Genomic DNA, 12,001 nt, shown 5'->3' on the forward strand with positions numbered 1-12,001 from the left:
GTCGCGAACGGAGACTGCCGTAGGCCCCTCCGCCGACACGTCGGAGGCGCCCTCCGGCGCCGTGCGGTCACCCCGTGGGGCGTCCGCAGCCGCAGGGCTGGTCTTCGACGACCCACTCGACCGCCCCTCCGTCGACGACACCGACCGCGGCTGGGGCGACCCGCCGTCCGGCTCGGCGGACGACGACTTCACGCGCTTCCTCAGCCAGAAGCCGCCGCACCACCTCTGAAGCCGGTCGACACCCGCGCCCAGACCCACCCGCCCGGCCGGGGACTCAACAGGGCGTCGCGCATACGGCGGAGCCGCGTCAGCCCGCCGTCCTTCGTCACCGGCCCCATGACGTCCGTTGTCGGATGACAGCGGATGGCCCGGTGCGCCGGATGTCCGGCCGCCGGGAACGCCCTCACCTGACACCTGTCTGCGAGGGCGGTCAGGAAGGTCAGCGTGGCGCTCAGGGCCGATACCCACAGGCTGTGGAGACAGTCGGCGGCCTCGCCCCTGTCGTTCAGCGCGCACGAACCCGGGGGACAGGACGATCACCCAGCGCCGTCCTTCATACCGAAGGCACCGATTGGCGGATTGCAGGTCCGGTTGGCGACGGAATTCACGACCCGACTGGGCCCGGCCCCGATGACGGCCATGACCGCCAGGTCGATCACGCCTTTCCGCATGACGAATCCCGTGAAGGCTGCCTGCGGGCTCCCCGTACAGCCCACCGATGGGCCTCCGCCCCGAGGCAGGCCTGGCGGTATGGAAGGTGGCGCCGTAGAAGGCGATCCGGGACCGCGCTGTCCCGGCGCCCTGCACGAGGGGCTGCCTCAGCACAGTGCCACCGCCAGTGGGGAGGAGACGGCAGCGCCGGACAGCGCGGCAGCGGTACGCCGGGACACGGCCAGGACAACCAGCGCCCCGCCCGATGAGCCTGCGTCCGCGGTGGCGGACGGCAGGTCGCTCCCCTGTGGTCCGGCAGGGGCGGCCGACTCGTCGGGTTGCTCCGGAACGGAGATCACCGGCACCGCGGAGGCGACCACTCGCGCCCCCGCAAGCACGTCCACCCGATCACCGGGCCGCAGCAGCCCCACTGCGGCCGCGTCGGTGATCCGCACCGGCGCCCTGACGATCGCGTCCCCCGTGTGAGGGGCGCGACGGTCAGCTGATGAGATCGGTGCCCGACTGCGAACCACCGCGGACGTGTGGGGCGGCGATCCGTGCGCCCCCGCCACCGCCAGGGCGCCGGCGCACACCGCCAAGCCGAGGGCGAGCGCCGCAGGCCTGTGCCTGAGCCGCAGGGACCGGGGCATCAGGCGCAGCCCGCCTCGTCCACCGGCCCTGATCGGAGGGAAGACCGGCACCGCGCACCCCGGCGGGGCATACGGCTCGGGAGCGGAACGACCCGCGGACTGTGGAGGTTCTGGCGGAGGAGCCGTCGGTTGGGAGAACAGGGAGATGTCGAAGCGCGCTGAAGCCGGAGCCGGAGCCGTTGTGGACGTGCGCATGGGAATCACCGCCGGGTGTGAGGGGAGCCGACCGCACACTCGGTCGACATCCCTCACCATCGCGCACATCCACAACGGGACCGTCGGGCCCTGTGGATAACTTCGAGCCTGTGGAAAACCGCAGCGCGCAGGGGCGACGGCGGCTTCCAAGCCTCCTTGCCGTCCCGGCGTCGATGGCGGTCACGGCCGACTACGGCAGCGGGATGCCCGGGTCCTGTCCGCCCAGCGCATCGACGCACAGGCACGCGCGGTCGTCGTTTCCGGGAAGGGCGCCGACGACCTCGAAGAGAACGTCCCGCATCCGCCCGACGTTGGCCGCGAACACCTCGAGTACTTCCTCATGCGACACGCCCTCGCCGGTGTCCGCGCCTGCATCCAGGTCGGTGACCAGTGTCAGCGAGGTGTAGCAGAGGCCCAGTTCCCGTGCGAGGACCGCCTCCGGGTGGCCTGTCATACCGACTACCGACCAGCCCTGGGCGGCGTGCCAGAGCGATTCCGCACGGGTGGAGAAACGGGGTCCCTCCACCACGACGAGGGTCCCCCCGTCGACCGCGTCCCATCCGCTTGTCCGGACGGTCTCCACGGCGGACTTCCGACCCACAGGGCAGTACGGGTCGGCGAAAGTGACGTGCACGACGTTCGGGACCAGGCCGTCCGCCCTGGCCTCCCCGTCGAAGTACGACTGAGCCCTCGATTTCGTGCGGTCCACGAGCTGGTCGGGCACGAGCAGGGTGCCGGGACCGTACTCGGCGCGCAGTCCGCCCACCGCGCACGGACCGAGGACCTGGCGTACGCCGACTGTGCGCAGAGCCCACAGATTGGCCCGGTAGTTGATCTTGTGCGGTGGCAGACGGTGATCACGACCATGCCGCGGCAGGAACGCCACCCGCCGACCGCCCACTGCTCCGATGAAGAGCGAGTCACTGGGAGGTCCATAGGGGGTCTCGACGATGACTTCCGTCACATCGTCGAGAAATGAGTAGAAACCGGATCCGCCGATCACGCCGATCTCGGCGCGCTCCTGTGTCATATCGCTGCTCTGCGCCATGACGATCACCCTAAGCCGGGCGGCGGACGCGACGAACCTCCGTCATCGAAACGACGGAGGTTCGTAAGATCACGCGATTGGTGCAGGCCTGGGGCCCGAAACTTCAGGCGGCCGACGAGCTGCTCGACGTGGACGAGGAGCCGGATGAACTCGAGGAGGATCCGGACGGGGCCGGCTTCGACGAGGAGCTCTCGCTCGGCTTGCTGTCCGTGCCGGTACCACCGCTCTTGGCGGCAGGCGCGCTGCTGGACGAGGAGCCGCGGCTGTCGGTCCGGTAGAAGCCGGAGCCCTTGAAGACCACGCCGACGGCGGAGAACACCTTGCGCAGCCGCCCGCTGCAGTTGGGGCACACGGTCAGCGCATCGTCACTGAACTTCTGCACCGCCTCAAGGCCCTCGCCGCATTCGGTGCACTGGTACTGGTACGTCGGCACTAGCTCCTCCTGGCACTCTCACTCATTGAGTGCTAACGACGGTCCATAGTGCAGCATTTCCGTGTCTCAGTCCACTGCGACTGCCCGACGGTGACCGATCACACCTGCGGCCACCACGCCCCTCGGTGCTGCCGCCAGGTGTCGGCGCAGCCCCGCGAGCACCGCGAGGGCCACTGCTGTGCCGGTCAGGGGCACCGTGAAACCGGCAGGAGGGCCTGCGTGGTCGGCCAGCAGGCCCGCGACGGTGACCGCTGCCGCCTGGCCGAGCGCGACAGCTCCCGTGAGCCAGGTGAACGCTTCCGTCCTCGTTGCTGCAGGCACCAGCGCGTCGACCAGGGTGTAGCCGGTGATCAGCGCCGGCGCTATGCACAGCCCGACCAGCAGGACGAGACCGCCGAGTACCGGCAGACTCTGCACGGCCCACAACGGGACGCAGGCGAGCGTCAGGGCCGCGTACGCGGCCAGCAGCCGTCGGCGGGGACTGCGCCGCCATGTGACGGCGCCGTAGGCCACGCCCGCCAGCATGTTGCCCGCAGCGAAGGTTCCGTAGACCACGCCGTTGAGGCCCGCGTGACCGGCTTCCTGTGTGAAGGCGGTGATCGATACCTGCATGCCGCCGAAAACGGCGCCTATGCCGAGGAAAGCGACCACCAGTGCGCGTACTCCCGGCAAGGACAATGCCGAGCCGCGACGTGGATCCGTGGCTGCCGCCATACGGTGCGGCGCGGGGGCTGTCTTTCGTTGCGCCGCGAAAAGACTTCCTCCCACAAGTGTCAGCGTCGCCTCGGTGATGAGCCCGGCAGCCGGATGCACTCCCGTGCACAGGGCCGTGGCCAGAACCGGTCCGATGACGAAGGTGAACTCGTCGGTCACCGACTCGAACGCCGCCGCGGTCTGTACGAGCGGCGAAGGCCGGCCCGCCGGGCGGTCCAGGGCGACGGCCCAGCGGGAGCGCACCATCGGCCCGATCTGCGGCACGGTCGCTCCCGTCGGCACCGCGGCTGTGAACAGCGCCCAGGCGGGCGCGTGCAACAGTGCCACCGTCACCAGAGCGACCACGGACGCGGCGTGCAGCGCGATGCCGGGCACCAGGACAGAGCGCTGCCCGAACCGGTCGGCGAGCCGGCCGCCGCGCGGCGCACACACCGCCATGGCCACACCCGTCACCGCCGCGACGGCACCCGCCGTCCCGTAGGAGCCGGTGGTGTGCCGGATGAGCAGCACCATGCTGATCGTGAGCATGGCGAAGGGCTGCCGCGCGGCGAAGCCCGGAAGGACGAACGCCCACGCCCCCGGGGTGCGCAGCAGTTGCCGGTAGCCGGGCGTCCGGGCGGTGTCCTGCTTGGAGGACGGCGATGGGGAGGAAGAGGTGGGCACCGTGGATGCCACAGCCTGGTCTTTCTGCTGCCTGGTAGCGCGGCCGCGGCCGGAAGCCGCCCTGTCGCGCCGAGAGCCGTCCGCTCAGCGCGGTGGTCCGCGCCGGCCCTGCATCAGACAGAGGTTGTACTCGACAAATACCGACCCCATGGTACGTGCCCGTGCAGCGGCCGTGTCGTGGTCAGGTCGCCCGTCACGTCTGGCGCTGCCCGCCGCGTTGCCCGAGCCAGCCTGCGAGCTTTCCACCACGTCCGACCGCCAGCAAGCGCTCCTCTGCGGCGTCCCGTACCGGGTCGGTGGCGACGACGAGCAGTTCGTCGCCCCGCCGCAGCGTCGTCGACGGCTGGGGGACGAAGCTGGCACCGTCGCGGACGACGAGGGTGACGGCGGCGCCGGTGGGGAGCCGCAGCTCGTTCACCTCGACACCATGCATACGCGACCCCTCGGGAATGGCGACGGAGAGCAGGTGACCGCGCAGACGCTCCAGCGGCGCCGACTCGATACCCAGGTCTGCCGGGCCGCTGCTCGCATCGAGGTGCAGCCGCCGTGCCAGCCAGGGCAGCGTCGGACCCTGCACGAGCGTGTAGAAGATCACCAGTACGAAGACGATATTGAAGATCCTGCGACTGTCGCCCACCCCGGCCACCATCGGGATGGTGGCCAGCACGATCGGCACCGCGCCGCGCAGGCCCGCCCACGACATCAGCGCCTGCTCGCGCCAGGGGATACGGAACGGCAGCAGGCAGAGCACGACTTCCGCAGGCCTCGCGAGCACGGTCAGGAACAAGCCGATGATCAGTGCGGGCACGACGTCGTCACCCAGCTCGTGGGGTGTCACCAGCAGGCCGAGCAGGACGAACAGGCCGATCTGGGCGATCCAGCCCAGCCCTTCGGCGAAACCGCGGGTTGCCGGGCGGTGCGGCAGCTTCGCGTTGCCGAGTACGAGCGAGGCGATGTAGACGGCCAGGAAGCCCGAGCCGTGCGCCATGGCACCGGCCGCGTAGGCGGCGACAGCGATGGCCATCACGGCGATCGGGTAGAGGCCGGAGGCCGGCAGGGCGACGTGCTTGAGGCCGTAGGCGCCGATCCACCCCACCGCGAGGCCGATCGCTGCGCCGATGGTCAACTCGAGGAGGATTTTGCCGAGCAGGTAGTACCAGGAATCGATCGGCCCGGTCGCGGAGAAGGCGACCACCATGATCACGACGGGCGCGTCGTTGAATCCGGACTCGGCCTCGAGAACACCGGTCACCCGCTTGGGCAGCGGCACATTGCGCAGCACCGAGAAGACTGCGGCGGCGTCGGTGGAGGACACCACCGCGCCGATGATCAGCGACTGCCTCCAGTCGAGTCCCACCGCGAAATGTGCCGCACCCGCGGTCACGAACACGCTCACCAGGACGCCGAATGTCGACAAAGCTGCAGCGATGGGCATGACGGGTTTGATTTCATGCCATTTCGTACCGAGTCCACCCTCGGCCAGAATCACCACAAGTGCGGCATAGCCCAACACTTGGGTCAGTTCGACGTCATCGAAGGTGAAGCCGAACGGGCCGTCCTGTCCGATGGCGACGCCGATGCCGAGGTAGATGAGCAGTGTCGGCAATCCGCTCTTCGATGCCAGGCGGACGGCGACGACGGCCACGAGCAGTACTGCCGCGCCGACCAGCAGGATCTCATTCAGGTGGTGGACTGTCAGGGGCCCGGTCCTTTCAACTTTGTTGCCTAGTCTAATATTTTACCCTCTCTTGACGTTGCATGGTCCACCTTCCGCTGGGCCGACTCCGCGTCCGGCGCGCACAAGGCATGCGCCTATGGTTGCCCTTGCACAAAGAGCACCTTGATCATCTGGTCCGCCCTGCCCCTCGAAGGACAGCGATGCCCGCACGGAAGAAGTCCCGCCGCGTACGCTTCATCGTGATCACGATCGTGCTGCTGCTCGTGGCGGGTGCCGGCTTCGGGTCGTACTGGAGCGTCAGCACGGTGCGCGCCTCGTTCCCGCAGACGACAGGTTCACTCAAGCTCGACGGCCTGACCGGGCGGGTCGACGTCGAGCGCGACGCCTACGGTGTCCCGCAGATCTACGCAGACACCCCACAGGACCTCTTCCGGGCCCAGGGGTACGTCCAGGCGCAGGACCGCTTCTACGAGATGGACGTACGCCGCCACCTCACGTCCGGGCGCCTGTCGGAGATGTTCGGCAAGGGCCAGGTCGAGACGGACGCTTTCCTGCGGACCCTGAACTGGCACGGGATCGCCCAGGAGGAGTACAACACCAAGCTCGACGCCACCACCAAGCAGTACCTGAAGGCGTACAGCGACGGCGTCAACGCGTACCTCGGCGACCACAGCGGCGCCGGCCTCTCCGTCGAGTACGCCGCTCTGAAACTGAGCAACAGCTACAAGCCGGAGCCGTGGACCCCCGTCGACTCGGTGGCCTGGCTGAAGGCCATGGCGTGGGATCTGCGCGGCAACATGCAGGACGAGATCGACCGCGCGCTGATGACGAGCCGGCTCAGCCAGGCGCAGATCAAGCAGCTCTACCCCGCCTACCCCTACGACCGGAATCAGCCGATCGTCGACGCGGGCTCCGTGGACCCGACCACCGGTGACTACACACCCGCGGACTCGTCAGGCCCGCAGGGGCTCGGCAATACCGTCGACAGCCAGCTCGCCGGAATCTCGCAGATCATCGACCAGATGCCGGCGATGCTCGGCCCCAGTGGCAGCGGTATTGGATCCAACTCGTGGGTGGTGTCCGGTGCGTACACCACCACCGGCAAGCCTCTGCTCGCGAACGATCCGCACCTGGCGCCGCAATTGCCGTCGCTCTGGTATCAGATGGGTCTGCACTGCCGGACGGTGAGCAGTGCCTGCCCGTACGACGTGGCCGGCTACACCTTCTCCGGCATGCCCGGCGTCGTGATAGGCCACAACCAGGACATCGCCTGGGGCATGACCAACCTCGGCGCGGACGTCACCGATCTGTACCTGGAGAAGGTGACCGCGAACACCTACCTCTACGACGGCAAGCAGAAGGCGTTCACGACCCGCAAGGAGATCATCAAGGTCGCCGGCGGCAAGGACCGCGTGATCACCGTGCGGGAGACCAACAACGGTCCGCTGATCTCTGACCGCAGCGACGAGATCCGTACCGTGGGACAGACCGCACCCGTGACGGACGCGCCAGGCGGTGTCAACGCCGGATACGCGGTCGCCCTCAAGTGGACGGCGCTCACCCCTTCGAAGACGATGGATGCCGTCTTCGAACTCGACAGGGCGACCGACTTCGGCAAGTTCCGGTCCGCGGCCGCCGACTTCGCGGTGCCGTCGCAGAACCTGATCTACGCCGACACCAAGAACAACATCGGCTACCAGGCGCCCGGGCAGGTGCCGATCCGCCCCGACGGCGACGACGGCACGTACCCCGTGCCCGGCTGGGACTCGCAGTACACGTGGACCGGCAGGTACATCCCGTTCGCGTCCATGCCGTACGAGTACAACCCCAAGCGCGGATACATCGTCACGGCGAACCAGGCGGTCATCGACCAGGGCAAGTACCCGTTCCTGCTCACTCAGGACTGGGGATACGGCACCCGCAGCCAGCGCATCAACGACCTCATCGCGTCCAAGATCAAGGACGGCGGCAAGGTCTCGATGGACGACATGCAGTCGATGCAGGGCGACGACAGCAGCGAGATCGCCAAGCTGCTGGTCCCCTACCTCCTGAAAGTCGACATCTCCGACGACAAGAACAGCTATGTGCGCAACGCACAGAAGCTGCTGGAGGGCTGGGACTACAACCAGGACGCCGACTCCGCCGCCGCGGCGTATTTCAACGCGGTGTGGCGCAACGTTCTCAAGCTCGCCTTCGGCAACAAGCTGCCCAAGGAGCTGCGTCCCGAGGGCCAGTGCCTGCGGGTGCCCCCCGTCGGCCAGACCGGCCCTGTCGACAATCTCGACGGCAAGGGCATCGTCACCGTGCAGGAGTGCGGTGAGCGCGACCCCGCCGAGGCGCAGCCGGACGGTGGCGACCGCTGGTTCGAGGTGGTGCGCAACATCCTCCCCAACCAGGACAACGCCTGGTGGACGATGTCCACCACTGCCTTCTTCGGCACCGACACCAACGCCGCCCACCACAGCACCCGCGACCAGCTGCTCGAGCAGGCCATGAAGGACGCCCGCTACGAACTCACCGCGGACCTGGGCAAGGACATAAACACCTGGAGCTGGGGCCGGCTGCACAAGCTCGACCTGAAGAACCAGACCCTCGGCACGGACGGCCCCGGCGTCCTCAAGTGGCTGCTCAACCGCGGCCCGTGGCAGCTCAGCGGCGGCGAGGCGGCCGTGGACGCGACGGGCTGGAACGCGGCGGGCGGATACGACGTGGTCTGGGTGCCCTCGATGCGGATGATCGTCAACCTCCAGGACTTCGACAAGTCCCGCTGGATCAACCTCACCGGCGCGTCAGGTCACGCGTACAACGCCCACTACACCGACCAGACGGACAAATGGGCCCACAACGAGCTGCTGCCCTGGTACTTCACCGATGACCAGGTGAACAGAGCAGCCAAGGCGAAGCTGACGCTCACCCCGTGATCCGACAGCCAGAGCGGGTGACGACCCGCCCGGCCCCCTGACGACGGACATGGCGTCGGAAAACGTCAAGCGCTGACGCGGTGCAACCCCTCGGGGGTGAGCGCGGCGTCCACGAGGTGGTCGTGCGGTTCGTTCGGAACCGACGCGACCACCTCGTGCGCGTAGAGGACGACGACGAGCGCCGGGCGCGTACCGGCCTGCCGGACGCGGTCGAGGACGCGGTCGTACGAACCGCCGCCGCGGCCCAGCCGTACGCCCTGTGCGTCCACCGCGAGACCCGGCAGCAGGATCAGCCGGACGCCGGTCACGGCATCAGGCCCCAGCCGGGGGCCTGTCGGCTCGAAGAGGCCGCGCTCGGTGCGGACCAGTGTGTCTGGGCCGAGGTATTCAGCCCAGTCGAGGTCGTTGTCGGGCAGCAGGACGGGCAGCAGGACGCGGGTCCCCGCGCTCCGCATCGCCTCGATCAGTGGACCTGTGCCAGGCTCCGTGCCCATCGAAGCGTAGGCGGCGACGCTTCCCTCGCCACTGCACTCCGGCAGGCCGCGTACCCTCTTCGTCAATGCCAGTGCCGCGGACTCGCGCTCCTCGGGGGTCAACTCGCCCCTGGTGCGCAGGATCTGTGTCCGCAGCTTTGCTTTTCGCGCCCGAATCCCGCTCATACCATCCACGACCGCTGTATACCAGCTGTGATGAGTCGGTATGCCATCTTCCGCACATACGCGAACGCTATGGTGTAGCGCATGACGCACACACGTACCCGGATCAGCAAGGCTGTCATCCCTGCAGCCGGTCTCGGCACCCGCTTCCTGCCGGCGACCAAGGCGACGCCCAAGGAAATGCTCCCTGTGGTGGACAAACCGGCGATTCAGTACGTTGTCGAGGAAGCCGTGTCGGCTCACTTGTCCGATGTGCTCATGATCACCGGTCGTAACAAGCGTCCCCTGGAGGACCACTTCGACCGCAACTACGAGTTGGAGGAGACGCTCACCCGCAAGGGTGACCAGTCGCGGCTCGCGAGGGTGCGTGAGTCGAGTGACCTCGCCACCATGCACTACGTACGCCAGGGTGACCCCAAGGGGCTGGGCCACGCGGTGCTCTGCGCGGAACCGCACGTCGGGGACCAGCCGTTCGCCGTGCTGCTCGGCGACGATCTGATCGACCCGCGCGACCGGCTGCTCGCCCGCATGATCGACGTGCAGGCGCAGTACGGCGGCAGCGTGATCGCGCTCATGGAGGTCGCACCCGAGCAGATCCACCTCTATGGCGCCGCCGCCATAGTGCCGACCACGGACAGCGACGTCGTACGGGTCACCGATCTGGTCGAGAAGCCCGACCTCGACCAGGCGCCGTCCAACTATGCGATCATCGGCCGGTATGTCCTGGATCCTGCCGTCTTCGACGCCATCAGGAAGGTCGTTCCGGGCCGCAATGACGAGATCCAGCTGACCGACGCGCTGCGGGATCTCTCGCACCTCGACGACACCGGCGGACCGGTGCACGGTGTCGTCTTCACCGGGCGCCGCTACGACACCGGCGATCGCGGCGACTACCTCCGTGCGATTGTCCGACTGGCATGTGAACGGGACGACCTCGGGCCCGACTTCAGGGCCTGGCTGCGTTCGTATGTCACCGAGGAGATGCAGGCGTGAGCCATGGCGACGACCGGCTGTGGTCCGTCACCGAGCACCTGGACAGCATCCTGGGCCGGCTGAGCCCGCTGGAGGCGATCGAGCTGCAGCTGCTCGACGCCCAGGGGTGCGTGCTGGTCGAGGACGTCACCGTGCCGGTGGCCCTGCCGCCGTTCGAGAACAGTTCCATGGACGGCTACGCGGTACGCGTCGCCGACACCGAGGCCGCGACCCTCGAACACCCCGCCGTCCTGGAAGTGATCGGCGACGTGGCGGCGGGCAGTGACGCGCTGCCCGAGGTCGGCCCCGGACAAGCCGCCAGGATCATGACAGGCGCCCCGCTGCCGCCCGGCGCGGAGGCCGTCGTACCCGTGGAGTGGACCGACGGCGGCACCGGCGGCGGACCGGCCACCACCATGGCCGCGCACAGCCTGGCCCCGGCCGGCGCCGGCGGCGAGGTGCGGGTGCACCAGGGGGCCAAGGAAGGGCAGTTCGTACGGGCCCGCGGCAGCGACGTCGCGGCGGGCGAGCTGGCCCTCGCGGCGGGCACCGTGCTCGGCGCACCGCAGATCGGCCTGCTGGCCGCCATCGGCCGCGCCAGCGTCACCGTCAGGCCCCGTCCCCGGGTCGTCGTGCTGTCCACCGGCAGCGAGCTTGTGCAGCCGGGCGAGGAACTCGGCCCCGGCCGCATCCACGACTCCAACAGTTTCGTGCTCACCGCGGCCGCTCGCGACGCCGGAGCCATCGCCTACCGGGTCGGCGCGGTCGTCGACGAGGTCGAGACGCTGCGCGCCGCCATCGAGGACCAGATGGTCCGTGCCGACATCATCGTCACCACCGGCGGTGTCAGCGTCGGGGCCTACGACGTGGTGAAGGAGGCGTTGTCTTCGCTCGGCGGCTCGATGGACGACGGCGAGGAGGGTTCGAGTGGTGCGACAGGGCACGTCGAATTCCGCAAGCTGGCCATGCAGCCGGGCAAGCCCCAGGGCTTCGGCAGGATCGGCCCTGACCGCATCCCGCTGCTGGCCCTGCCAGGGAACCCGGTCAGTGCCTATGTCTCGTTCGAGCTTTTCGTGCGCCCTGCCATCCGTACGCTGATGGGTGCCGGATCCGTGCACCGGGATGTCGTACGCGTCGCGTGCGTGACCGCGATCGAGAGGTCGCCTGAGGGGCGCCGCCAGTTCCTGCGCGGCCGCTACGACCGGACCTCGGGCACCGTCACCCCGGTCGGCGGCGCGGGATCGCACCTGGTCGCGGCACTCGCGCAGGCCAACGCCCTGATCGTCGTCCCCGAGGCGGTGACCTCGCTCGAGGCCGGCAGCGAAGTCGACGTGGTGGTGCTGGACTAGCCCCCTGCGCGGGTGCGCGCGGGGCCCCGGGGCGCAGAGGCGCGGCTGCCGGTACGGTGTCTGCCCTAGAG

The 12,001-nt window shown here is 68.8% G+C and carries 11 protein-coding genes; 4 read left to right on the forward strand and 7 right to left on the reverse strand.

Features of this window, described 5'->3' with window-relative positions:
• Window positions 1-61 precede the first annotated feature (61 nt).
• The gene (locus tag ACGFMP_RS21760; protein ID WP_393674431.1) at window positions 62-229 is read left to right on the forward strand and encodes a hypothetical protein; all 168 of its coding nucleotides are present in this window, start codon (window positions 62-64) and stop codon (window positions 227-229) included.
• A 307-nt stretch (window positions 230-536) separates the two neighbouring features.
• On the opposite strand, the gene ACGFMP_RS21765 is transcribed toward ACGFMP_RS21760, so the two are convergent.
• The 6 genes from ACGFMP_RS21765 to ACGFMP_RS21790 all read right to left on the reverse strand — a co-directional run bounded on the left by ACGFMP_RS21765 (window position 537) and on the right by ACGFMP_RS21790 (window position 6,089).
• Window positions 537-716 (reverse strand): MscL family protein, encoded by a 180-nt coding sequence (locus ACGFMP_RS21765; protein ID WP_393674432.1) that lies wholly within the window; start codon window positions 714-716, stop codon window positions 537-539.
• 102 nt (window positions 717-818) lie between these two features.
• Window positions 819-1,106: a hypothetical protein gene (locus ACGFMP_RS21770; protein ID WP_393674433.1), complete on the reverse strand. Its 288-nt coding sequence runs from the start codon at window positions 1,104-1,106 to the stop codon at window positions 819-821.
• A 580-nt stretch (window positions 1,107-1,686) separates the two neighbouring features.
• Window positions 1,687-2,544 (reverse strand): S-methyl-5'-thioadenosine phosphorylase, encoded by an 858-nt coding sequence (locus tag ACGFMP_RS21775; protein ID WP_393674434.1) that lies wholly within the window; start codon window positions 2,542-2,544, stop codon window positions 1,687-1,689.
• 103 nt (window positions 2,545-2,647) lie between these two features.
• Window positions 2,648-2,977 (reverse strand): FmdB family zinc ribbon protein, encoded by a 330-nt coding sequence (locus tag ACGFMP_RS21780; RefSeq protein WP_393674435.1) that lies wholly within the window; start codon window positions 2,975-2,977, stop codon window positions 2,648-2,650.
• 66 nt (window positions 2,978-3,043) lie between these two features.
• On the reverse strand, window positions 3,044-4,354 hold the full coding sequence (locus ACGFMP_RS21785; RefSeq protein ID WP_393674637.1) for an MFS transporter: 1,311 nt from the start codon (window positions 4,352-4,354) through the stop codon (window positions 3,044-3,046).
• A gap of 193 nt (window positions 4,355-4,547) precedes the next feature.
• Window positions 4,548-6,089 carry a potassium/proton antiporter gene (locus tag ACGFMP_RS21790; protein WP_393674639.1) on the reverse strand — a complete coding sequence of 514 codons (1,542 nt, stop codon included), beginning with the start codon at window positions 6,087-6,089 and terminating at the stop codon, window positions 4,548-4,550.
• 143 nt (window positions 6,090-6,232) lie between these two features.
• On the opposite strand from ACGFMP_RS21790, the gene ACGFMP_RS21795 reads away from it, so the two are divergent.
• On the forward strand, window positions 6,233-8,953 hold the full coding sequence (locus ACGFMP_RS21795) for a penicillin acylase family protein (protein ID WP_393674436.1): 2,721 nt from the start codon (window positions 6,233-6,235) through the stop codon (window positions 8,951-8,953).
• Between the two features lie 65 nt (window positions 8,954-9,018).
• On the opposite strand, the gene ACGFMP_RS21800 is transcribed toward ACGFMP_RS21795, so the two are convergent.
• Complete coding sequence (locus tag ACGFMP_RS21800; protein ID WP_393674437.1) at window positions 9,019-9,612, reverse strand: 5-formyltetrahydrofolate cyclo-ligase; 594 nt, start codon at window positions 9,610-9,612, stop codon at window positions 9,019-9,021.
• Between the two features lie 81 nt (window positions 9,613-9,693).
• On the opposite strand from ACGFMP_RS21800, the gene galU reads away from it, so the two are divergent.
• Window positions 9,694-10,602, forward strand: coding sequence for a UTP--glucose-1-phosphate uridylyltransferase GalU (gene galU, locus ACGFMP_RS21805; RefSeq protein WP_393674438.1), 909 nt, complete (start codon window positions 9,694-9,696; stop codon window positions 10,600-10,602).
• Window positions 10,599-11,930: a gephyrin-like molybdotransferase Glp gene (gene glp, locus ACGFMP_RS21810; protein ID WP_393674439.1), complete on the forward strand. Its 1,332-nt coding sequence runs from the start codon at window positions 10,599-10,601 to the stop codon at window positions 11,928-11,930. The genes galU and glp overlap by 4 nt, the downstream gene beginning before the upstream one ends.
• Window positions 11,931-12,001: the final 71 nt, after the last annotated feature.

This window comes from Streptomyces sp. NPDC049040 (assembly GCF_043197715.1).
Taxonomy (GTDB): domain Bacteria; phylum Actinomycetota; class Actinomycetes; order Streptomycetales; family Streptomycetaceae; genus Actinacidiphila.

Excerpts from the sequence above, each read along its gene's own strand:
- ACGFMP_RS21775 (WP_393674434.1), bottom strand. The coding sequence starts at position 2,544 with ATGGCGCAGAGCAGCGATATGACACAGGAGCGCGCCGAGATCGGCGTG.
- ACGFMP_RS21795 (WP_393674436.1), top strand. The coding sequence starts at position 6,233 with ATGCCCGCACGGAAGAAGTCCCGCCGCGTACGCTTCATCGTGATCACG.
- ACGFMP_RS21800 (WP_393674437.1), bottom strand. The coding sequence starts at position 9,612 with ATGAGCGGGATTCGGGCGCGAAAAGCAAAGCTGCGGACACAGATCCTG.
- galU (WP_393674438.1), top strand. The coding sequence starts at position 9,694 with ATGACGCACACACGTACCCGGATCAGCAAGGCTGTCATCCCTGCAGCC.